Annotated in this window: 21 protein-coding genes; 2 read left to right on the forward strand and 19 right to left on the reverse strand. The window is 64.8% G+C overall.

Annotated elements, in window-relative coordinates; all coding sequences use genetic code 11:
• Positions 1 to 3: 3 nt before the first annotated feature.
• The 14 genes from BMI90_RS07785 to pyrH form a co-directional block, all read right to left on the reverse strand.
• On the reverse strand, positions 4 to 279 hold the full coding sequence (locus BMI90_RS07785) for a hypothetical protein (RefSeq protein ID WP_078527874.1): 276 nt from the start codon (positions 277 to 279) through the stop codon (positions 4 to 6).
• Positions 279 to 1,430, reverse strand: coding sequence for a lipid-A-disaccharide synthase (gene lpxB / locus BMI90_RS07790; RefSeq protein ID WP_078527876.1), 1,152 nt, complete (start codon positions 1,428 to 1,430; stop codon positions 279 to 281). The genes BMI90_RS07785 and lpxB overlap by 1 nt, the downstream gene beginning before the upstream one ends.
• Entirely contained in the window at positions 1,427 to 2,242 is an 816-nt protein-coding gene (gene lpxI / locus BMI90_RS07795) for a UDP-2,3-diacylglucosamine diphosphatase LpxI (protein ID WP_078527877.1), read from the reverse strand. Before lpxI ends, lpxB begins: the two co-directional genes overlap by 4 nt.
• Positions 2,239 to 3,036: an acyl-ACP--UDP-N-acetylglucosamine O-acyltransferase gene (gene lpxA, locus BMI90_RS07800; protein ID WP_078527879.1), complete on the reverse strand. Its 798-nt coding sequence runs from the start codon at positions 3,034 to 3,036 to the stop codon at positions 2,239 to 2,241. The genes lpxI and lpxA overlap by 4 nt, the downstream gene beginning before the upstream one ends.
• Before the next feature lie 5 nt (positions 3,037 to 3,041).
• Entirely contained in the window at positions 3,042 to 3,503 is a 462-nt protein-coding gene (fabZ, locus tag BMI90_RS07805) for a 3-hydroxyacyl-ACP dehydratase FabZ (RefSeq protein WP_078527880.1), read from the reverse strand.
• A gap of 105 nt (positions 3,504 to 3,608) precedes the next feature.
• A complete protein-coding gene (locus tag BMI90_RS07810) occupies positions 3,609 to 4,430 on the reverse strand; it encodes an OmpH family outer membrane protein (RefSeq protein WP_078527882.1) in 822 nt (273 codons plus the stop codon).
• A 1-nt stretch (position 4,431) separates the two neighbouring features.
• Entirely contained in the window at positions 4,432 to 6,780 is a 2,349-nt protein-coding gene (gene bamA, locus BMI90_RS07815) for an outer membrane protein assembly factor BamA (protein WP_078527884.1), read from the reverse strand.
• Positions 6,781 to 6,968: 188 nt separating this feature from the next.
• Positions 6,969 to 7,142: a hypothetical protein gene (locus tag BMI90_RS18720; protein WP_158521663.1), complete on the reverse strand. Its 174-nt coding sequence runs from the start codon at positions 7,140 to 7,142 to the stop codon at positions 6,969 to 6,971.
• A gap of 126 nt (positions 7,143 to 7,268) precedes the next feature.
• A complete protein-coding gene (gene rseP, locus BMI90_RS07820) occupies positions 7,269 to 8,618 on the reverse strand; it encodes an RIP metalloprotease RseP (protein WP_246831509.1) in 1,350 nt (449 codons plus the stop codon).
• Positions 8,619 to 9,797, reverse strand: a complete 1,179-nt coding sequence (gene dxr / locus BMI90_RS07825) for a 1-deoxy-D-xylulose-5-phosphate reductoisomerase (protein ID WP_246831510.1) — start codon at positions 9,795 to 9,797, stop codon at positions 8,619 to 8,621.
• Between the two features lie 2 nt (positions 9,798 to 9,799).
• Positions 9,800 to 10,597: a phosphatidate cytidylyltransferase gene (locus BMI90_RS07830; RefSeq protein ID WP_078527886.1), complete on the reverse strand. Its 798-nt coding sequence runs from the start codon at positions 10,595 to 10,597 to the stop codon at positions 9,800 to 9,802.
• Positions 10,594 to 11,352 carry a polyprenyl diphosphate synthase gene (gene uppS, locus BMI90_RS07835; protein ID WP_078527888.1) on the reverse strand — a complete coding sequence of 253 codons (759 nt, stop codon included), beginning with the start codon at positions 11,350 to 11,352 and terminating at the stop codon, positions 10,594 to 10,596. The genes BMI90_RS07830 and uppS overlap by 4 nt, the downstream gene beginning before the upstream one ends.
• Positions 11,353 to 11,394: 42 nt before the next feature.
• The gene (gene frr / locus BMI90_RS07840; protein WP_078527890.1) at positions 11,395 to 11,958 is read right to left on the reverse strand and encodes a ribosome recycling factor; all 564 of its coding nucleotides are present in this window, start codon (positions 11,956 to 11,958) and stop codon (positions 11,395 to 11,397) included.
• 105 nt (positions 11,959 to 12,063) lie between these two features.
• On the reverse strand, positions 12,064 to 12,795 hold the full coding sequence (gene pyrH / locus BMI90_RS07845; RefSeq protein ID WP_078527892.1) for a UMP kinase: 732 nt from the start codon (positions 12,793 to 12,795) through the stop codon (positions 12,064 to 12,066).
• Positions 12,796 to 12,914: 119 nt separating this feature from the next.
• Between pyrH and miaA the strand changes: the two genes are divergently transcribed.
• Together miaA and BMI90_RS07855 are read left to right on the forward strand one after the other, a co-directional pair.
• Positions 12,915 to 13,805 (forward strand): tRNA (adenosine(37)-N6)-dimethylallyltransferase MiaA, encoded by an 891-nt coding sequence (gene miaA / locus BMI90_RS07850; RefSeq protein ID WP_078527894.1) that lies wholly within the window; start codon positions 12,915 to 12,917, stop codon positions 13,803 to 13,805.
• Between the two features lie 101 nt (positions 13,806 to 13,906).
• Positions 13,907 to 14,827 carry an AraC family transcriptional regulator gene (locus BMI90_RS07855; RefSeq protein ID WP_078528137.1) on the forward strand — a complete coding sequence of 307 codons (921 nt, stop codon included), beginning with the start codon at positions 13,907 to 13,909 and terminating at the stop codon, positions 14,825 to 14,827.
• Positions 14,828 to 14,909: 82 nt separating this feature from the next.
• On the opposite strand, the gene BMI90_RS07860 is transcribed toward BMI90_RS07855, so the two are convergent.
• From BMI90_RS07860 to BMI90_RS07880, 5 genes are all read right to left on the reverse strand, one after another.
• Complete coding sequence (locus BMI90_RS07860; RefSeq protein ID WP_168172738.1) at positions 14,910 to 17,111, reverse strand: methyl-accepting chemotaxis protein; 2,202 nt, start codon at positions 17,109 to 17,111, stop codon at positions 14,910 to 14,912.
• A 217-nt stretch (positions 17,112 to 17,328) separates the two neighbouring features.
• Positions 17,329 to 18,855 carry an aldehyde dehydrogenase gene (gene adh, locus BMI90_RS07865; protein WP_078527898.1) on the reverse strand — a complete coding sequence of 509 codons (1,527 nt, stop codon included), beginning with the start codon at positions 18,853 to 18,855 and terminating at the stop codon, positions 17,329 to 17,331.
• Positions 18,856 to 19,166: 311 nt separating this feature from the next.
• Positions 19,167 to 20,138 (reverse strand): GAF domain-containing protein, encoded by a 972-nt coding sequence (locus BMI90_RS07870; RefSeq protein WP_078527900.1) that lies wholly within the window; start codon positions 20,136 to 20,138, stop codon positions 19,167 to 19,169.
• Positions 20,139 to 20,261: 123 nt separating this feature from the next.
• Positions 20,262 to 20,996 (reverse strand): RlmE family RNA methyltransferase, encoded by a 735-nt coding sequence (locus tag BMI90_RS07875; RefSeq protein WP_078528139.1) that lies wholly within the window; start codon positions 20,994 to 20,996, stop codon positions 20,262 to 20,264.
• Positions 20,996 to 22,141 carry a Ppx/GppA phosphatase family protein gene (locus BMI90_RS07880; RefSeq protein ID WP_078528141.1) on the reverse strand — a complete coding sequence of 382 codons (1,146 nt, stop codon included), beginning with the start codon at positions 22,139 to 22,141 and terminating at the stop codon, positions 20,996 to 20,998. The genes BMI90_RS07875 and BMI90_RS07880 overlap by 1 nt, the downstream gene beginning before the upstream one ends.
• Positions 22,142 to 22,320 lie beyond the last annotated feature (179 nt).

Below are 22,320 nucleotides of genomic sequence, written 5' to 3' on the forward strand. Positions count from 1 at the left end.
CTCTCAGGGCTCGTCTTTTCCGGCGAGCCCTGACAGCCACGCGGCAAGCGTCGCACGATCCCCGGCCTTCGGCGAATGGTGTCTGGCGATGAACCCATCAAACCAGTCGGCCCGCGTCTCGGCGGTCTCCGTATCGGGCGCCCAGACCATCTGCGCAACCAGAGCCTCGGCGTTCTTGTGACAGCGGCTACAGGATTTCGCGAAAAGCTGCGCGGGATCGGTTTCAGCCTGTGCGAACACGCCCCAAAGTGTCAGGGAAATCGCCAGAAAGACCCTCATCACACCCTCCCGAGAAATTCCAGAACCGAACGCGCGGCACGAAGCCCCGGCGCCTCGCCGCCCTCGCCCAGACGCCGCATCGTCTCTTCCATGACCGCGAACTGTTCGCCCCGCGAGGCGTCGTCCTCCAGCAATTCGAGCATCTTCGCCGAGATCGCGCGCGGTTTGCAATCCGGACCGAGGAACTCGGGGATCACCCGGGTATCCGAAACGAGGTTCACCAGCGTGACCGTGTCGATCCGCAACATCCGCCAGATGACATGCCACGAGATGAAATTCGCGTCATATGCAATCACCATCGGCACCCGGTTCGCGGCCAGTTCCAGACTGACCGTGCCGCTCGCCGCCAGCGCGATATCTGCGGCGGCAAAGGCCGCGCGCTTGTCCTCGCTGCTCTCGACCACGATGGGCGCAACCGGCCAGCGGGCGGTCATCTCGCGTACCATCGGCGCCACGCCCCGCACCGTCGGCAGAACCACCCGCAGCCCCGGTTCGCGGTCGCGCAGCTGCATCAGCGCCTCGTCGAAACGCGGGCCGAGACGCTTCACCTCGCCCCGGCGCGAGCCCGGCAGGCAGAGCGCCAGCGGTTGATCGGCGTCGATCATGTGCGTCTCGCGGAAGGCCGCCGCGTCGGCCCGATCGGCGCGCGGCTCGGCAACGACCGGATGGCCGACGAAATCGCAGCTCATGCCGACGGCTTCCATATAGGGCGGCTCGAAAGGCAAAAGCGCCAGCACATGATCGACGACCTGCGCCATCTTCGCCGCGCGTCCCGGACGCCAGGCCCAGACCGAGGGCGCGACGTAATGGATCACCTTGAGATCGGGGCGTTTTTCCTTCGCCAGCCGCGCGACGCGCAGGCAGAAATCCGGGCTGTCGATGGTGATCAGCGCATCGGGGGCCATCTCGACCACGGCCTCAGCGGTTTCGGCGATACGGCGCTTGAGGTGGCGGTATTTCGGCAGGACCTCCATCAGGCCCATCACCGAGAGTTCCTCCATCGGAAAGAGGCTGTCGAGCCCCTGCCCGCACATTTCCTCGCCACCGATGCCGCGCCACTCTATCCCCGGCGCCAGTTCCGAAAGCCCCGCCATCAGGGCGCCGCCGAGCTTGTCGCCCGAGGCCTCGCCCGCGATGACGAAAACCCTCATGGCGCGCAGGCCCAGAGGAAGAGACCGGCCTCTTGCGCGGCCTCGACCACTGCGGCCCGGTCCAGAAGCATCACGCCGCCCGCCTCGAAGGCGATGCCGGAGAGCCCCGCAGCGGCGGCATTCGCGACGGTCTGAACCCCGATCGCAGGCAGATCGACACGGCGGTCCTGAGCGGGTTTCGGGGCCTTGTAGAAGACCCCCTTGAGCCCTTTAAGATCCGCCCGCAAGCCTTTGTGATGGCACACGAATTCCAGCATCGCATCGGTGCCCGGAAGGGTCTCGACCGCCACGCAAAGCCCGCGTGCGACGACCGCGCCCTGACCGATATCCGAGGCGCCAAGGGCGGCCACGATCTCGGCCGCGCGCTGCGCGTCATGTTCGTCCACCGCGCTCGGCTTGCCGCAAAGCACGCCTGCCTCGGGCAGCAGATCGGGCGCGATATCCTGCGCACCAATCACCTCGAACTCCCATTCCTCGAAAACCTCGATCACCGCGCGCAGCGTCGCATCATCGCCCGCCTGCATCGCCATCGCCAGACGCGGAACAAGCTGCGCCGAGCGCGGGTCGAACTGTTCGGGATCGATCGCGGGGCGCTGCATCGCGCCAGCAAAGACCACCCGCTTGATGCCGCGATCTGCCAATTCGTCGAGGAAGGGCACCAGCCGCTCGATCCGGAAGCGCAGATGATCGCCCTTCAGATCGCAGGGCGCGCCGATCATCTCGCAGACCAGAAGATCGGGTTCCGCCTCTTGCAACAGCGCGGGCAAACGGCCCGCCCCCGCGATCAGCGCGGTATGCAGCCCGCCGCTCATTTGCTCGGCGTCAGGAAGCTGCGATCCGAAGGACCGAGAATGAAATCAAGGACTTCGCGGGCCAGATCGCCCTCGACGCCCTCATCGGAGAGCTTGCGCGCGCTTTCGCGGAAACTTCCCTCGCTGAGCGCCGCCATCGTCTTGCGCAGCGCTGAGATTTCCTCGCGCGAGGTGCCGCGCCGCTTGAGACCCACGAGGTTCAACCCCTCGAGCCCCGCACGCGGCCCCGCGACCAGCGCGTGCGGGATGACATCCGCCGTCACCATCGACAGCGCCCCGATGATCGCGCCGCGCCCGATGCGCACCCATTGATGCACGCCCGACAGCCCGCCCACGATCACGTCGTCTTCCAGCACGCAATGGCCCGCGATGGCGACCGAATTCACCAGGATCACCCGATCCCCGATCTGCGCGTCATGAGCTACGTGGCAGGACGACATGAAGAGACCGTCATCGCCGACGCGCGTGATCCCGCCACCGCCCTCGGTGCCGGAGTTCATCGTCACATATTCGCGGATACGGTTGCGCTTGCCGATCACCAGCCGCGTTTTCTCGCCCTTGAATTTCAGGTCCTGCGGGATCTGGCCGAGCGAGGCGAAGGGAAACACCACGGTCTCGTCGCCGATCTCGGTCGCGCCCTGCACGACCACATGGGATTGCAGCTCGACGCCACGGCCCAGCACGACCTCGGGGCCGATCACGCAGAACGGGCCGATCCGGCACTCCGGACCGATCAGCGCCCCCGGCTCGATCACCGCCGAGGGGTGGATTTGCGCGCTTGCGTCGACGCTCACCGCGCTCAGCCCTTCAGATCCATCATCGCCATGAACTCGGCGGTGGCGGCGAGTTCGCCCTCGACCTCGGCGCGGCCCTCGAATTTCCAGACCTTGCCGCCGCCGCGCAGCACTTTCACATGCATCTTGAGCACGTCGCCCGGGACCACCATGCGGCGGAACTTGCACTTGTCGATCGCCATGAAATAGGTGCCAAGCTTCTTGTCGATCGTGTCGGTCGAGATACCCACGACGACCGCCGCCGTCTGCGCCATCGCCTCGACGATCGTCACGCCCGGCATGATCGGCTCATCGGGGAAATGGCCCTGGAAATGCGGTTCGTTGCAGGTGACGTTCTTGATGCCGACGGCACCCTCGTTCGGCACGATATCGACCACCTTGTCGATCAGCAGAAACGGGTAGCGATGCGGGATGATCCGCTTGATGAGCGAAAGGTTGGCTTCGGTATAGGGGGCGGGTTCGGTCATCAACTGTCCTCGTTATCTGGCGGAGCGCTGGAACGCTGTCCGTCGCAGCCCTCTTCTTTTGGTAAGTTGCTAGCAATCGGCGGGCGGCTTGGCAAGGATCAGGGTCTAGTTCGACCCGTCTTGAGCGTCCGGCATCGGCAAGCCGAGCGGTGTCTCGGGCGTGGGGGGCGTGCCGCCCTGAAGCACCGGATCCGCACCGGTCTCCGTGGCGCGATTGGCGCTGTCATCGACAAAGACGCCTTCCTGCTTGGCTGGCGCCGTTGCAGGGTCCGACCCATTGCCCGATGCCGCGACATCCCCGGTCGAGCCTGTGGTCGCGTCGCTCTTTGTCGACCCCGTCGCGGGCACCGAGGCGGGCACCTGCCCGGCACCGTCGCCGATTTCGGCATCGACCCGCTGAGCCAGGTCCACGGTGATATCGGCGCTCGCAAGTCCGCGAATGATCACCCGCGAATCCAGCACCACCGCCGCCCCGCGCGCGGCCAGAACTTCGTCGATCAGTGGCATCGCCGCGGCAATGAAGGCCTGCCGTTCGGCGTTGAGTTGACGCTGGATCGCATCGGCCTTCGCTTTCTGGGCGGCGCGGATTTCGGTCGCGCGCTTGTCGAAGGCCTCGGCGGCCGCCTGGAAATCGGCAGATACCATTGTCGCGCGGCGCGTCGTCAGATCCCGCTCTTCCGCTTCGAGCTGGCCCGCAATCCGGTTGTTTTCCTGGCGTAGATCGGCAGAGGCGGCGTCGATCTCCTGCGCCACGCGCTTGCCCCATTGCGACTCCGCATAGAGCCGCTCCCAATCGAGGGTCAGCACGGGGCTTTGCGAATGGGTAACGCCAGCGCTGTCGCCTTGCTGTGCAAAAGTCGCGACGGGTGCAGCGACCAGCACTGCACCCGTCAGCAAAAGCGATATCACCCGGCGCAAGCCGCCCATGTCAGAACTGCGTCGAGAGCGTCAGATCGAAGTTCTGCGTCTTGTCGTAGCTCTCTTTCTTGACAGCCTTCGAGAAGTTCAGGCGCAGCGGGCCGATGCCCGAGTCCCAGAAAATCGAGAAGCCCACCGCCGAACGGATATGCATCGAGTCGTCGACCTCGACGCCGTTTGAACCGGTCGTGTCGTCGAGACCCCAGACCGAGCCCACATCCCAGAACACGCCGCCCGTGATGCCGTATTCTTCGGGGAAGCCGATCGGGAACTGCGCCTCGACCTTGCCGACCCAGTAGTAGTTACCGCCCAAGGCATCGTCGTTGACTGCGCCGCCATTGTCGCTGCGGTCACGCGGCCCGATACCGTAGCTCTGGAAACCGCGGATCTGGCTGCCGCTGAAACGTTGCAGGATCGTGGTGCCACCAGAGGCATGCACCGCACCACCCTCGAGCGAGGCCCGCAGCGTGACCTCCTCGTTGAAGACCTTGCGCTCGCCCTGGATCTTGGCCGAGGTCACGCCGCCGGTCACGTCGCCGCCCACGCCCCAGAAATCCTGCGAGACGCTGAAGCGCCAGTCAAAGCGCGGATCGATCTGCTCGCGCTTGGTGCTGAAGCTGTAGGTGTAACCGAAGCCCGAATAGCGCTGCGTGCCCTTCTCGGCCTCCTCACGCTGGAGGATCTCCGAGGAATCGGTCGGCACGTTGTTGAGCGAGTCCTCACCGGCCTTGTAGCGCACCGCGAGGCGGCCGCGCTCGGAGACGGGGAATTCGAAGGCAGGCGAGACGCTGATGCGGCGCGTGTCGAAGCTGTTATTCGACGCCGAGCTCGTCGTGGTATAGCTCGCCCCGAAGCTGAAGCTCACGTCTCGGCCCAGGAAACGGGGCTCGACGAAACGGACGCTCGAAGTGTTGTTGTCCTTCGTCGTCCCGAGCGAGAGCCCGAGGAACTGGCCACGGCCGAGGAAGTTCGTTTCCTGCAGGCTCGCGTTGAAGCCCACGCCGTCGCTCTTGGAGAACGACGCACCGAAGCCCAGCGAACCGGTCGGCTGCTCGTCCACGTTCACGTCGACCACAACCTGATCGGGGTTGGAACCCTGATTGGCGTTCACGTCGACATTGCTGAAGAAACCCGTGTCACGCACGCGGTCGGCCGCGTTCTGGATCGCACGCGGGTTGAACGCATCACCCTCGGCGGTGTCGAACTCGCGGCGGATGACGCGGTCGAGCGTGGTGGTGTTCCCCTCGATGTCGATCCGCTGCACGAAGATGCGCGGGCCGCGCACCAGCTGGAAGGTCACGTTGACCGATTGCGTGCGCTGATCCTTGGAGATCTGCGGCTGCACGCGCACGAATTGCACGCCCTTCTTGATCGCGAGCTGCTCCATCCGGGTGACGGCATAATCGATCGCCTGGGGCGAATAAGTCTGGCCGCTGCGGATCTTCGCGAGCTTGTCGAATTCCGCCGGATCGAGACCGTCGATCTCGGAAGTGGTCGTGATCTTGTCGAAGTGGAATTTCTGACCCTCGACGATGTTGAAGGTCATGTAGAAGGCGTCACGCGCCCGCGTCATCTGCGAGGACACACCAGTGACCTGCACATCCATGAAGCCGCGCTGCTGGTAGAAGTCGATCAGCTTCTGGCGGTCGGCGGGGATGCGACGCTCGTTGAACGTGTCGTCCTTGACGAAGGTGCGGAAGATCCCGGCCTGTTTCGAAGCAAGCACCTGACGCAGGCGGCGGTCCGAATACGAGCGGTTACCGGTAAAGGTGATGCGCTCGATATTGGTGACCTTGCCTTCCTTGATCTCGAAGGCGATGTCGACGCGATTGTCGGCGCGGCGGATCACCTTCGGCGTCACGCGCGCAGCCATCCGGCCGTCATCGGAATAGGCCTGGACCAGACGCTGGGCATCGGCCTCGACCTCGGCGGGGTTGAAGACGCGGTTGGGCTTGGTCTGCACGACCTGCGAGAGCACCTCGTCCTTGACGACCTTGTTGCCCTCGAAATTGATCACGTTGACGGTCGGGTATTCGCGAACCGTGATCTCGAGCGTGGAGCCCTTGGGCGTCAGGGCCACAGTTTCGAACAGACCCGATCCTGCGATGCGCTGATAGGCGGCGTTGAGATCGGCGGCGGTCACGGGCGTGTTGCGCACGATTCTCGCGAAGGCCAGAATCGTCGCCGGTTCGATCCGTTCATTGCCGACGATCACGACCCGGGAGAAGCTGTATTGCTGCGCCTGGGCGATCGCCGGAACCGCGACACAACCCATTGCGATCGCGGGGAAAACCACGCTTGCGCGCAGGGCCTTTCGCGTTGCGCAAATCTTGAGCACCGTTTGCAAGCCGTTCGCCATCGCCCTCTCCCGCCGGAAGTTCAAATTCCCTTGCAAGGTGACTACCGAAGCGGGCGGGCCTTGTCAAAGCCGCGATGGGGCAAGTGCCGCAGGATTTTGTGGATTGAGGGAAGTAGGCCGCAGTGGATAGCGGCGACCCGACCGCCGCCTCACAGGCTGGCGACCCGGGTTCAGAGCAAAAGCGCTGCTCAGATGCGGTTGAAACCGGCCGGATCGATGGCGAACATGTCGATCAGCTGCATACCGATCAGCGCCGCGCCGAGAAGCGCGACGATCACCGCCGCGATGAAGAGCAGACGGTCGCCAAGCATGTCGACCAGCGGTCGAATGTCATGGTAGCCCTTGGCGATCAATTCGGTCATCGTCTCTCTCCTTGCACGCAACGGATGCGTCCAAGGCGAGGGATAGCCGCCGAAGATGGCTTCATTTCGGGCCAATTGCGGCGAAATTGTGGCAAGGCGCTCCAGCGACAGGCGCCCGGCCCGCGCTCAACAGGTCAGATCGTTCCACAAACCGAACAGCATCAGAGTCAGCACCAGCGCGAGCCCCACCGACATGAAGGCGTTCATCAGCCGATCCGACGGGGGCTTGCCCACGATCGCCTCATAGAGGTGGAACATCAGGTGACCACCATCGAGAACCGGGATCGGGAACAGGTTCAGGAAGCCCACGGCCGTCGAGAGCACCGCGATGAACCAGATGAAATCGACCGGACCCGATTTCGCCGCCGCCGCCGAGGTCTCGGCGATGCGCAGCGCGCCGGTGAGGTTACAGCTCGAGATCTGCTGCGCGATCATCGCCCGGATCCCCGAGATCGACTGCGTGATGATCCCCCAGGTCTGGCTCACGCCACTGTTGACGGACTCGAGCAACCCGACAGGCTCGGTCACCGGCTCGAACATGTAGCTGCCGGTGGCCCCGATCAGGAAGCGGGTCTCGAAGGTTCCGTCGCCCACAGGCAGATCGGTGCGGCGCGGCACTAGCGTCACCGAGAAACTCTCGCCCTCGGTGCCATCGCGTGACGGGCGCCAGATATCGAGCGCGACCGGCGCGCCGTTCCCCGCCCTGATCACCTCTTGGAGGTCGATGAACCGCCACGCGGGCGTGCCGTCGATCGCGGTGATCACGTCGCCGGTGCGCAGACCGGCGTCATAGGCGGCCGAACCCGGCTGGATCCCGGCAAAGCGCGAGGGGAAAAGCTGCGGCCCCGTGACGGTCAGATCCTGTCCACCGCGCTCGACCTGATAGGACAGATCCGGGCCGCCCGGCACTTTCTCGATCAGCGCACCGAGCGCTTCGTAATCAGGCGTGGGCGTGCCGTCGACCGCCTTGATCACATCGCCGCTCTCGAGCCCGCCGGGGCCTTGCGGCAATTCCACGACCGTCTGGATCGCGGGCGTATCGATCGCGCGTCCCGTCCAGAGCGAGAGGCCGGCGATTACCAGGATCGACAGGATGAAGTTGAAAACCGGCCCCGCCGCAACGGTGGCCGCCCGCGCCCAAAGCGGCGCGCCATGCATCGTGTGGCGACGCTCCTCGGCGCTCAGCTGCGCCATTTCCGCCTCGTCCGCCCCTGCCGAAGCGGCATTCGCATCACCGAGGAATTTCACATAGCCCCCGAGCGGGATCGCGGCGATCTGCCAGCGCGTGCCACGCTTGTCGACGCGGCTGATCAGCTTGGGGCCGAAACCGAGCGAGAAGACCTCCGCCTTGATCCCCGAAAGCCGCCCGATGATGTAATGGCCGTATTCATGCACCGCCACGATGATCGAAAGCGCGATGACAAAGGCCACGACGGTATACAGCAGATTGCCGAATTGGGGCAGCAGGTCCAACACTCAGATCCTTCCCTGTTCACTTATCACCAGCGCACGGGCGCGCGCTTCGGCATCGCAGTCCAGAACCATATCGAGATCGACCGCGGCAATTCCAAGACCTTGGCCTTTCGACATATCCTCGAGCACCGCCTCGACCAGCGCGGCCATCTGAAGAAAACCGATCCTACCCGCGATGAAAAGATCGAGCGCAATTTCCTTCGCGGCATTGAAGACGGTGCCCGACAGCCCACCGGTCTCCATCACCTCGCGCGCAAGGCGCAAAGCGGGGAAACGCTCGGTGTCGGGCGCGCGGAATTCGAGACTGCCGATCGCGGCAAGGTCGAGCCGCGCCACCGGCAGTTTCTGCCGCTCGGGCCAGTTCAGCGCATAACCGATCGCATGGCGCATGTCGGGCACGCCCAGATGCGCCATCAAAGCGCCATCGCGGAAGCCCACGATCGAATGAACGATGCTCTGTGGATGGACGAGCACCTCGATCTGCCCAGGCGTGAAACCGAAAAACTCTTTTGCCTCAATGATCTCCAGGGCCTTGTTGAACATGGATGCGGAATCGATCGTGATCCGCTGACCCATGTTCCAGTTGGGATGCGAGGAGGCCTCGGCGACCGTCGCCTGCGCGAGCCGCTCGAGCGGCCAGTCGCGAAACGCGCCGCCCGATGCGGTGATGATCACACGCTCGACCGCGCCGATCTCTTCGCCCACGAGTCCCTGAAAGATCGCGGAATGCTCGCTGTCCACCGGCAGGATCGTCGCGCCATGGGCGCGCGCCTCGGCCATCAGCAAAGGCCCCGCCGTGACCAGAGATTCCTTGTTGGCGAGCGCCAGAGTGGTGCCTTGCGACAGCGCCGCGAAGCCCGGCGCCAGGCCCGCCGCCCCCACGATCCCCGACATGATCCAGTCCGCGGGACGATGGGCGGCCTCGATCAGAGCCTGCGCCCCGGCCGCCGCCTCCACGCCCGATCCGGCAAGCGCCTCGCGCAGCGCGGGCAGGCTGTCTTCGAAAGCGGTCACGGCGATATCGGCCTTGAGCGCGCGCGCCTGTTCGGCCAGTCGCGCGACATTGCGCCCACCGCTCAGCGCGACCACGTCATAGGCTTCGGCCCCGCCCTGGCCCATCAACAGGTCAAAGGTGCTCTCACCGATCGAGCCGGTCGCGCCGAATACCGAAACCTTGCGCATGATCAGCTTCCCGTCAGCGGCAGGGGCATCACCTGCGAGATCAGCATCAGAACGACGACCGCCCCCGTGAGCGCATCGAACCGATCAAGCACGCCGCCATGGCCAGGGATCAGCGACGAGCTGTCCTTGACCCCGGTCGCGCGCTTGATGGCACTCTCGGCAATGTCGCCAAGCTGTCCCGCGAAGGCCAGAAGCGGCGAGATCCAGATCATCGCCAGACCGCCCCCCAGACCCGCGAAGATCGCCCCCACGATCGCCGCCCCGACCCAGCCCGCAACCGTGCCCGACCAGGTTTTCTTCGGGCTCACCTTCGGCCAGAATTTCGGACCGCCCAATGTGCGCCCGACAAAATACCCTGCAATATCAGAGACAACCACCACAGCGACGATCCAGGTGATCGCCCCGAGCCCCGCCCCTTCGCGCAGTGCCACCAGCCCGTATCCGGTGAGCATGATCGCCAGCGAATAGGCAAAGGCCACGCCGCGCCGCCCCGCCACGATGATCGCCGCAACGATCGGCACGATCAGCAGATAGACCAGCCCCAACGGCTCGTGGATGACGAAGACAAAGCCAAGCAGGACCGCCGCCACCAGCCCGAGCCCCACCGCCTTGCCCGGACGACCGGGCGCGAGCATGGTGACCAGTTCCCAGACCATGAGACCGGTGACCAGAACAGAAAGCCCCGCAAAGATGGCGCCACCCTGCCAGATCGCCGCAACGCCGATCGCGACCATGGCGAGCCCGGAGGCCAGACGCGGAAGCAGATCGCCCCATTTGCCAGAGTTTGAGCCCCCGCTCACGAGGCGACCCCGCCGAAGCGGCGTTCGCGCCCCTTGAAGCGCGCCAGAATCTCGGCAAGCTCCTCAGGTGTGAAATCGGGCCAGAGCGTCGGCGTGAATTCATATTCCGAATAGGCCGCCTGCCACGGCAGGAAATTCGAGGTGCGCGTCTCTCCCGAAGAGCGGATCACCAGATCCGGGTCAGGCATGCAGCGCGTGTCGAGCCGGGCCGAGATCGCGGCTTCATCTACCTCGTCTTCGGTAATCCGCCCCTCGGCCAGATCCCGCGCAAGTTCCAGCGCGGCACGGCGCAGCTCGTCGCGACCGCCGTAATTGATCGCGACCGCCAGCGTCAGCTTGGTGTTGCCCCTGGTGCGCGCTTCGATCGAATCCATCGTCTCGCGCAGAAGCGGGTCGAGCCGGGTGCGATCCCCGATAAAGCGCAGCTCGACACCCTGACGCGACAGCTCTGCCGCCTCGCGCTTGATCATCAGCCGGAACATCTTCATCAGCCCGAGCACTTCCTGCGTCGAGCGTTTCCAGTTCTCGGTCGAGAAGGCGTAGATCGTCATGTAACGGATGCCGAGGCCGGGCGCGGCCTGCACGATCTTCTTGATCTGCTCGGCCCCCTTGCGGTGCCCGGCGAGACGCGGCCAGCCGCGCTGGGTCGCCCAGCGGCCGTTGCCATCCATGATGATCGCGACATGAAGCGGCACGCGCCCCTCGCCCTGCGGCTCGGGCGAGGTTTCGGCAATATCCGTGGTGCTCAGCGCCATCTGCGGATCGATCCTCCCATCTGCGGGTCGAGGCCTGCGGCCTCAGACCTGCATGATCTCCGCCTGCTTGTTCTCAAGCGCCTTGTCGACCACCGCGATATGCTTCTTGGTGATTTCCTCGACCTCGGCCTCCCAGAACTTCACATCGTCTTCCGACATGCCGTTCGACTTGGCCTTCTTGATCTGGTCCATGCCGTCGCGGCGCACGTTGCGGATCGCGACGCGGGCATGCTCGGCATATTGCGCGGCGACCTTGGTGAGCTCCTTGCGGCGCTCTTCGTTGAGTTCGGGGATCGGCAGCATGATGATCGTGCCATTGGTCTGCGGGTTGATGCCCAGACCGCTCTCGCGGATCGCCTTTTCGACCACGCCCACGAGCCCCTTGTCCCAGATATTGATGGTGACCATGCGCGGCTCGGGCACGTTCACCGTGCCAAGCTGGTTGATCGGGGTGGTCTGGCCATAGGCCTCGGCGGTGATCGGTTCGACCATCGAAGCAGAGGCGCGGCCGGTGCGCAGCGAGGCGAACTCATGCTTGAGGGCCGTCATCGCGCCATCCATGCGGCGCTCGAGGTCATCGGTGTCGATCTCAATCTCGTCGGACATTGTTCTTGTTTCCGTCTTGGTTGCAGCCTCGGCTCCGAGATGTACCCCAGAGCCGCGGCGAAAACTAGCTTTTGTGACAGGCAAGCGACCCCGCGGGCGCGCGGCTTACCCCTGAACCTTGGTATAGGTGCCCTCGCCCGCGAGAATTCCGCGAAACCCGCCCGGCTCGTCGAGCGAGAAGACGATGATCGGCTTGTTGTTGTCCCGCGCGAGCGCAATCGCCGAGGCATCCATCACGCCGAGATTCTTTTGCAGCACCTCGTCGTAGCTGACCGTGTCATAGCGCTTGGCGTCGTCGAATTTCTTCGGATCCTTGTCATAGACCCCATCGACTTTCGTACCCTTGAAGATCGCTTCGCACGACATTTCGTTGGCGCGCAGCGTCGCGGCCGTGTCGGTGGTGAAATAGGGGTTGCCGGTGCCGGCAGCAAAGATGCAGACCCGTTTCTTCTCCAGATGGCGCACCGCGCGGCGGCGGATGTACGGTTCGCAGACCTGATCCATCGGGATCGCCGAGATCACGCGCGTGAACACGCCAAGCCCCTCGAGCGCCGATTGCATCGCCAGCGCATTCATCACCGTCGCCAGCATGCCCATGTAATCGGCCGTGGTGCGTTCCATCCCCTGTGCCGAGCCCGCAAGCCCGCGGAAGATGTTGCCGCCGCCGATCACCATGCAGATCTCGACGCCGAGATCGTGGACCGACTTCACCTCTTGCGCAATGCGCGCGACGGTCGGCGGGTGCAGGCCATAGCCCTGATCCCCCATCAGCGCCTCGCCCGAGATCTTCAGCAGCACGCGTTTGTATTTGGCCGCCGGATGCATCTCCGTGCTCATTCGATCCTCCTGAGGGCTGTTGTCATCGCGGCGCAAAATGTCGCAAATGGGGTCCGGGTTCAACCTCTCGCGAGAGGGCGCGGCCCATTGTCCGACCTTCCCGCCGCAAAGAGCCGCCGATGCGCCCGATCCTGCCCGAAATTCCGCCTCACCTGCCGGTCCTGATCGCCGGTCCCACGGCGAGCGGAAAATCGGCGCTGGCGCTGGAACTTGCCGAGCACGATGGCGGGGTCGTGGTGAATGCCGATGCGCTCCAGGTCTGGTCGTGCTGGCGCGTGTTGAGCGCACGCCCCTCTGCCGAGGACGAGGCCCGCGCACGCCACCGCCTATATGGTCACAAGCATCCCGGAGAGCCCTATTCGGTCGGCCATTGGCTGCGCGAAATCGCGCCACTACTGGAGGCTCATCGCGCGGGCGGCCCCCGTCCCATCATCGTCGGCGGGACGGGGCTGTATTTCACTGCCCTCACCGAAGGGCTGGCCGAAATTCCCGAAACGCCGCCCCCGATCCGCGATGAGGCCAATGCGCGTCGTCTCGCCGAGGGCCATGAGGGGATGCTGGCCGAACTCGACCCTGCGACCCGCGCGCAGATCGATCCGCTCAACCCCATGCGCGTGCAACGGGCCTGGGAGGTAATGCGCGCAACCGGCGAAGGGTTAGCCGCCTGGCAGGATCGCACCCCGCCGCCGCTTCTGCCTCTTGCCGAATGCATGCCGCTTCTCCTTGCGCCCGATCGCGACTGGCTGGCTGAACGTATCGACCGGCGCTTCGATCTGATGCTCGAGGAAGGCGCGCTCGAAGAGGCGCGCGCGATCGAGCCGATCTGGGATCCCGAGGCGCTTTGGGCGCGGGCGATCGGCGCCCCCGAACTTATCGCATATCTGCGCGGCGAACTTGATCTGGAGGCGGCGCGCATCGCTGCACAGGCGGCTTCCCGCCAATATGCCAAGCGGCAACGCACATGGTTTCGTAGCCGGATGAAGGATTGGCACAAGATCGCGTATGCGTGACCAAGCGAGCACAGCCGCATGGATGATCGTAAGAAAATCTGTTGGTTTGGAAGGGGTTGAAGGATATCCTCACACCCGAACTGGATCGGGATCAGCCAATCGTGAAGCTTTTTTCCACCCCGCCGCTGTCGCAGCTTGCGCAGTCGAAACCGTCCCTCGCGCCGCGCAAGCCCGAGAGCGTGGCGGCACCGACCTCCGCGATCACGAGTCCCCGGCAGACATCTTCTTTGAGCGATCAGACGCCCTCGACCCCGCGGCTGATGCAGATCGCGCGCCTGGCGCAAGGCGGGCGCTGGCGGGTCGAAGCGATGCGCGCGCTTTCCGAGCCCTGCCTGCTGTGGTTCACCCGCGGTCAGGGCCGGATTACGCTCGGCGGGGTCACTCGCGGATACGGGCCCAATAACGCCATCTTCATTCCATCCGGGGTCATTCACGGCTTCGAAGTCAGCGCTCAGACCCATGGCCAGGCACTGTTCTTCGGGCGCGACAGCGCACTCGAGCTGCCCCATTCCGCCCATCATCTGCGCATTCGCGAGGCGATGGCGCAGGGCGAGATCAACGCACTTCTCGAGGCAATCCAGCGGGAAATCAACAGCGAGCGGCCCGCCTCGGACCGCGCCTTGCGCAGCCATCTCGGCTTGCTCAGCGTCTGGCTCGAACGTCAGATCGAAAGCAATGCAACAGAGGCGATCCGGCCGAGCGCCGCGCGCAAGCTGGTCTCGCGTTATTCCGCGCTGGTCGAGCGCGATTTTCGCTCCGGCGTCAGCGTCGGGGATCTCGCAGCAGAACTGGGCGTTACGCCTACCCATCTTGCGCGCGCCTGTCGCGAAGCCTGTGGCAAGGGCGCGCTGGAACTGTTGCAGGATCGCCGTCTTTACGAGGCGCGCCGCCTGCTGTGCGACACGCAGACCCCCGTGAAGGAGATCGCGCGACAACTGGGCTATCGCAGTCCAGCTTATTTCACCCGCGCCTTTCAGGCGGGCACAGGGAACACACCGCTCGCGTTCCGTCGCGCAGGCTGAATGCGCGGTGCCGGGGCGCGCTGCAACGCACCCCACCGAGCCCCGCCTCATGGCGCCGCAACGCCCCCCACCGAGCCCCAACTCATGCCGCGGTCTTTTCGCGCAGCATCGATTGCTGCAACGTGAATGACGAGACAGAGCTGAGCAGACGGGCGCTCTCCCCAAGCATCGCGCGACTGGCGGCGGCACTGCGATCGAACATCGCGGCGCTGCGTTGCGCGGCCTGATCGAGTTGGTGCACGGCGGCGTTGATCTCGGAAATTCCGCTTGCCTGTTCGCCCGAGGAGGCCGCGATTTCCGACACGCGGTCGTGGATCTCGCGCACGGAGCTCACGATGCGTTGCAAAGCCTCTCCGGTCTGACCAACCAGGGTTACGCCGGAATGGACCTGGGTGTCGGATGAGGCGATGAGTTCGGAAATCTCCTTGGCCGCTTCGGAGGAGCGTTGCGCGAGCGCCCGGACCTCGGAGGCCACGACGGCAAACCCGCGTCCCGCCTCGCCCGCGCGGGCGGCTTCGACGCCTGCGTTGAGGGCGAGCAGGTTGGTCTGGAAGGCGATATCGTCGATCACCGAGGTGATACGCGAGATTGCCTTGGCAGAGGTCTCGATCTCGGCCATGGCCGCCACCGCGCTTTTTACCACCTCTGCCCCGCTTTCGGCGTGACCGCGGGCCTCGGTGGCGAGCGACCGGGCCGATTGCGCCCCTTCCGCGGCAGATTGCACCGAGACCGTCAACTCATTGAGTGCCGCCGCCGTTTCCTCGAGCGTTGCGGCATTACGCTCGGTCTGCGCGCTGAGTTCCTCGGCGGAGGAGGCAACGGATTGCGCCTCACCATCGATCAGATGCGCCCCACGTTCGATCTGGGCAAGTGACTGCGACAATTGCTCGACCGCCGCATTGAAATCGCCGCGCAATTTCTCGTATTCGCCGGTCAGCGTCTCGTCGATGGTGATCGAGAGATTGCCGTTCGCGAGCGCATCGAGACCACGGGCCAGAACGGCCACGGTATACGCCTGTTCTTCGAGGGCGCGGCGGGCCTCTTCCTCGCGGGCGCGAAGCGCGTTCTGCTCGTCGGCTTCAGCCTTGCGACGTGCGGCCTCAACCTCTTGCGCGGCATCGCGGCGCGCGGCCTCGACCTTGTCGATTTCTGCCTGCCGGGCCGCTTCCACTCGGCGCGCGTTTTCTTCTTCCTCGCGCAGAACACGTTGCATCTCTTCGTTTTTCTCACGGTTTTCTGCAAAGATGACAAGGGCGCGCGCCATGTCGCCAAGCTCGTCCTTTCGATCGACGCCGCGCACATCGGTTTGAGTGTCACCCTCCGCGATTGCGCGGGTGGCGCGGGCGAGCGCCCCGATCGGGCGCACGATGCGCCCGCCCAGAAACCAGGCCAGCAGGGCCGAGATCACGAAAGCCGCGCTCACCAACAGGGCCGATATCTTGCCGATCATCGATCGAAGGGCGGAAATTTCCGCGACGTTGAGAGATTGCGTGATCACGCCCACAACCGCGCCGGAATAGTCCCGGATCGGATCGGCGCGCATCACATGGGCTTCGCCATTGATCGTGAGCGCCTTGTCGATTGGGTCGCCAAGACGCAGCTCCTCCAGCTCTCCCGGCGAGAGAAAAGAACTGTCCCCGACGGTCGAGACGAGCCGCTTCGGCTCCCCCTCACCCACAGGCGGCAGCGCGTAATATTCGTAGATCGCACCGGTCGTTTCGGAGAGCGCATCGAGGAACCCCTGACCGATGTCGAGCCCCACCTCTACCGTACCGACCTGCTTCCCCTGATAGAAAATCGGGGCGACGCCGCGCGCGCCGATCCCGGCCTTTCCCGTTTCCAGCGCCGAGATAGGCTTGCCGCTCCTGTTGGCGTCCACCACGGTCTTGCGGAAGGCGGAGAGATCATCGCCGCGCTTGTCGAGATTGTGAATGCGGATGAGAGAGGTCGCAGGCGCGGTATGGAATTGCAGCTGCGCAATGCCGGTCCTGTCGCGCAAGACGGGCCATTCCGGCGCCAGAAGCGCCTCCAGCGCGGCATCGTCGCGCTCTGCCACCGCCTTTTGCACCGGAGGCAGGCCCGCGATCAGGAGCGCACGGTCGAGCGCCTGTATCTCGGCCGAATGCACCGCACTCATCAAACGTTCCTCGGCAGAGGAAAGCGCGCGATTGCGCGACATGTCCTCGACCCGGTTTCCGACCCAGAACAGCCCCGCGCCCATCAGCGCACAAGCGACCAGAGCGATTCCAATGGGAAGGAAAAGGATCTGACGGCGAATTGTCATGGGACAGGCTCCGAAGCTGCTTTGCCTTCGGATTAGGACCGATTCCCTAAGATCGCGTTCACATTCGACGGAAACACCCAGTCTCGGGAGCATTGGGCCGGGATTTCGCCCCCTGCGCGTCGATGTCCGAGTGCTCGGCACGTTCTGGCGCCTTCGAGACAACAAAAAAGGGCCGCGCTCGAGAGAGCGCGGCCCCGGCCTTGGGGAGGAAGACCGATCAGAAGAACCCGAGCTTGTTCGGGTTGTAGCTCACCAGCATGTTCTTGGTCTGCTGGTAATGGTCGAGCATCATTTTGTGGGTCTCGCGACCGATGCCCGACTGCTTGTAGCCACCGAAGGCCGCGTGAGCCGGATAGGCGTGGTAGTTGTTCACCCAGACGCGGCCCGCTTCGATGCCGCGACCGAAGCGATAGGCGCGCGAACCGTCACGGGTCCAGACGCCGGCGCCGAGGCCGTACATCGTGTCGTTCGCGATCTCGAGCGCTTCGGCCTCGTCCTTGAAGGTCGTGACCGAGACGACCGGCCCGAAGATCTCTTCCTGGAAGACGCGCATCTTGTTGTGGCCCTTCAGGATCGTCGGCTGGATATAGTAGCCGTTCGCCAGATCGCCGTTGAAGCGTGCGGCGTTGCCGCCGGTGAGCACTTCGGCGCCCTCTTCGCGGCCGATGGTCAGGTAGGACATGATCTTGTCATGCTGTTCCTGGCTGGCCTGGGCCCCGACCATCGTCTCCATCAGGCGCGGGTCGCCTTGCTTGATGGCTTCGACGCGGGCGATGCAGCGCTCGATGAACTTCTCGTAGATGTCTTCCTGGATGAGCGCGCGGCTCGGGCAGGTGCAGACCTCGCCCTGGTTGAAGGCAAAGAGCACAAAGCCTTCGACCGCCTTGTCGAGGAACGCATCATCCTCGGCCATCACGTCGGAGAAGAAGATGTTGGGCGACTTGCCGCCCAGTTCGAGCGTGACCGGGATCAGGTTCTCGGTCGCGGCCTGCATGATCTTGCGGCCCGTCGCGGTCGACCCGGTGAAGGCGATCTTGGCGATCCGCGAGGAGCGCGCCAGCGCCGCACCGACTTCCGCGCCGAAGCCGTTGACGATGTTGAGGGTGCCGGCGGGCAGCAGGTCGGCGATGACTTCCATCAGCACCATGATCGCCGCCGGGGTCTGCTCGGCCGGTTTCATCACGATGCAGTTGCCCGCGGCCAGCGCCGGGGCCAGCTTCCATGCCGCCATCAGGATCGAGAAGTTCCACGGGATGATCTGGCCGACGACGCCCAGCGGCTCGTGGAAGTGGTAGGCGACGGTGTCGTTGTCGATTTCCGACATCGTGCCTTCCTGGCTACGCAGGACGCCCGCGAAGTAACGGAAATGGTCAACCGCCAGCGGAATATCGGCGGCCGTGGTCTCACGGATCGGCTTGCCGTTGTCCCAGGTCTCGGCGGCCGCGATCAGGTCGAGGTTTTCCTCGATCCGGTCAGCGATCTTGAGCAGGATGTTCGAACGCTCGGCCGGCGAGGTCTTGCCCCAGGCATCCTTGGCGGCGTGCGCGGCGTCGAGCGCCAGCTCGATATCGGCTTCGGTCGACTGGGCGACTTCGCACACCTTGCCGCCGGTGATCGGGGTGATGTTGTCGAAATACTTGCCTGCGACGGGGGCAACGAACTTGCCGCCGATGAAGTTGTCGTAACGGTCGCGGAACGGCGAAACCGAAACGCCCTTGAATTCAGGTGCCATATCGTTGGCCATGGTCTTTCCTCCCTGTTGTGATCGCAACCACCTCTGTTGCGCGTCATGAGAAGGAGCATGTCCGCTCCCGCGAATCGTGCATAGCCGTCCTGATCTGGTGGAATGACTCATCTGTCTCAGCGACGAGACAGGTGCAGGCGCAGAAAGAGGTGATTTTTCGTGATAGAAAACGCTCAAAGCCAATAAAACAAGGCGATACGACTTTAGTCGTAGAGGTCCGCACCAGCCCGTGAAGGGCCGATTCACCCTCGCAATGCCGGCATGAAAACGGGGGGCGAATGCCCCCCGATCAATCTCTTGCCGGTGACGGATCAGACCCCGAGATTGAGCGCCTTGGCCTTGCGGTAGAACGTCGCCCGCCCGATCCCGAGATCGCGCGCAGCCGCCGAGACATTGCCGCCATTGCGCGCGAGCGCCCGGGCCATCTCGGAGCGCTGCGCCTCCTCCAGCCCGTTTCGGATCCCCTGTTCGAGCAGATCCGACGCGGGAAGCTGGCCGATCTGGCCCGCCTCGATCCCCAGATGACGCCGCGCCGCGCGGGTCGCCCCCACGACGAGGTCGTCGCGATCGAGAGCAAGCAGCATCACCCCCTGCGCCCCGGCCTCACCCGATCCCGTCGACAGGATGCGCGCCCCATCGTAGGAGGCGCGAAACAGATCGGCCTCGATCCGATGCGCCGCGTCCTGCACGGTCAGAGCCACGAGACGCGCATAGCCCTCTGTCATGTCCGACCGCGCGGAACTGACATCGATCACGCCCGCCAGATCACCCTGAGCGCCGAAAATGGGCGAGCCCATGCAGGTCAGAACCGTGTTGCGGGTGCGGAAATGCTGGTCGCGCCAGACGGTCACGGGGCGCGCCTCGGCCAGACAGGTTCCGATCCCGTTCGTCCCTTCGGAGCCCTCGGACCAGTCCGAACCCGGCGCGAGGTTCGAGGAATGGAAATCGTTCACATCGGCCTCGCGCAGACGCTCGTCGAGGACCAGACCGCCCGCATCCGACAAGAGCACGGTGCACCCCGCATCCCCCGCCGCCCGCGCGAGCCGGTCGAGCACCGGCGAGGCGATGCGCATCATCAGTTCGGCCTTCTCGCGCCGCTCGCGCATCTCTACCTCGGTCAGCCGGTCGTTGCGGCGGGTCGTCTCGGGGTCGATCTGGTGATGCAGGAGCGAACGCCGCCAGCTCGCGGCAAAGCCTGCCCGACCGGCGGATTTGGGCGAGGAAACGACCTCGCGAACGATATCGGCATGATGGCGAGGAACGCCCGTATGCAGTGCCGGCATGCGAAAGCCTCCCTCTCTTGCGCAGCCCCTGAGGCTGGAAAGGTTAGGCCGATTCGGACCTTTCACAACGAAAATTCGCCGTGAGGGCGGAAAAAACTGTCTCGGGGTCGAGACAGTCCGCGCTCAGTCCTCCTCGTGCCGGCGCCCCCGAAATCCTTGCGCAACCACGAATTTTTCCGAGCTGTCCGAGCGCGAGGCGGGCGGTTTCACATTCGCGACCTTGGTGAAATTTTTCTTCAGGATGTTGAGCAGACCCTGCTCCGCCCCGCCCGCGAGCACCTTGGCAACGAAGGTACCGCCCTCTTCGAGCACGTCGAAGGCGAACTCGGCCGCCGCTTCGCACAGCGCGATGATGCGCAAATGGTCGGTGTTCTGGTGGCCAGAGCTGGCCGCGGCCATGTCCGACATCACCACATCGGCATTCCCGCCAAGCCAGGCCTTCACCTTGTCGTCGGCCCCTTCGGAAAGGAAATCGAGCTGATGAATCTCGGCGCCCGCGATCGGGTCGACCTCCTGCAGGTCGACGCCCAGAACGGTGCCGACCTTCTTGCCCGACTTTTCTCCCAGAGCGTTGACCCGCTTCACGGCGACCTGGCACCAGCCGCCGGGCGCGCAGCCCAGATCGACGACCCGCGCGCCGGGCACGAGGAAGCGATACTTGTCGTCAAGCTCGAGGATCTTGAAAGCCGCACGGCCCCGGTAGCCCTCTTTCTTTGCGCGCTGCACATAAGGATCGTTGAGCTGACGCTCGAGCCAGCGGGTCGAGCTCAGCTTGCGGCCCTTCGCGGTTTTCACGCGCACGCGCAGATCGCGCTGGCCGCGCCCGGAGGTGTTCTTGCCTGTCGGTGTCTTCGTCATCATTCCATCTCTTCAAGAACGCCATCGGCGGCCATTTGGGCGTATAGCAGCCCCTCGCGCAAGCCCCGGTCCGCCACCGACATCTGGTCGGTCGGCCAGACCCGCATCAGCGCCTGCAAGATCGCAGCCCCCGACATGATCAATGTGTGCCGGTCGCGCCCGATGCGCGGATCCATGCGTCGCCCTTCGGGCCCGAGCTGCAGGAACGAGCGGATCACCGCGTCGATCTGGCCCGAATTCATCGTCAGCCCGTCCACGCGGTTGCGGTCATAGCGCTTGAGACCGAGGTGGCAGGCCGCGACCGTGGTCACGGTGCCCGAGGTGCCGATGATCTGGAAGCCGTCTTGGGGACTGCCCGCCGCATAGGGGGTGAAATCGGCCAGTTTTTCCTCGAAGAACCAGCTCATCAGCGCAAAACGCGCCGCATCATCCTCGACATCGGCGAACTGGTCCTTGAGCGTCGCAACCCCCAGCGGCACCGAGATCCAGTCCACGACCCGCGCGGCCGGCACCGGCCCGTCGGGCTGGTTGAACCCCTGCGAGAGCCGCATGATCGCGCGGGCGCGGTCGCCGGGCGGCACGTCCTCGAGGTCGATCCAGACAAGCTCGGTCGAGCCGCCGCCGATATCGACCACCAGCACCTGTTCGGACCTGGGCGAGACCAGCGAGGCGCAGGAAATCACGGCAAGCCGCGCCTCTTCCTCGGGCGGGATGATCTCCAGTGGGAGCCCCGTCTCGCGGCGCACGTAGCGCAGGAAATCGCGGGCGTTCTTGGCGCGGCGGCAGGCCTCGGTCGCAACGAGCCGCATCCGCTTCACGCCATGCGCCTCGATCTTGCGCCGGCAGATCTGGAGCGCCTGCACGGTACGGGCCATGGAGCTGCGAGAAAGCCGGCCATAGGTCTCAAGACCCTGACCGAGCTGGACCGCCTTGGAAAAGCTGTCCACGACCTGAAACTGAGAGCCCTTCGGACGGGCGATCAGCATCCGGCAACTGTTTGTACCAAGATCAAGCGCGGCATAGAGCCCCTCGCCTGTCTTGGCGGTCTGGGTCGCGGGTGGCTCGACCTGAGCCGGTTTCACCGCTTGCGCGGGGTTCACAGCTTTCGGGAGCGCGCCCGCCGACCGGCGACGCCTGGGCGCCATGATCACGCCCTCCGATTTCAAGTTGTCATAAAACTATCGGTTCGGGCGATCCGGTTCAAGGGAGCGTGACGCGGAAGTGAAGGATCTGCGGGAACCATTTGATCGACAGCGCCGCGAGGCCCGAGACGTGGCGGGGCGCAACGAGACTATCCAAAGCGCGAACATATAAGGGGGCGGAC

It is taken from the genome of Thioclava sp. L04-15, assembly GCF_002020275.1.
Taxonomy (GTDB): domain Bacteria; phylum Pseudomonadota; class Alphaproteobacteria; order Rhodobacterales; family Rhodobacteraceae; genus Thioclava; species Thioclava marina.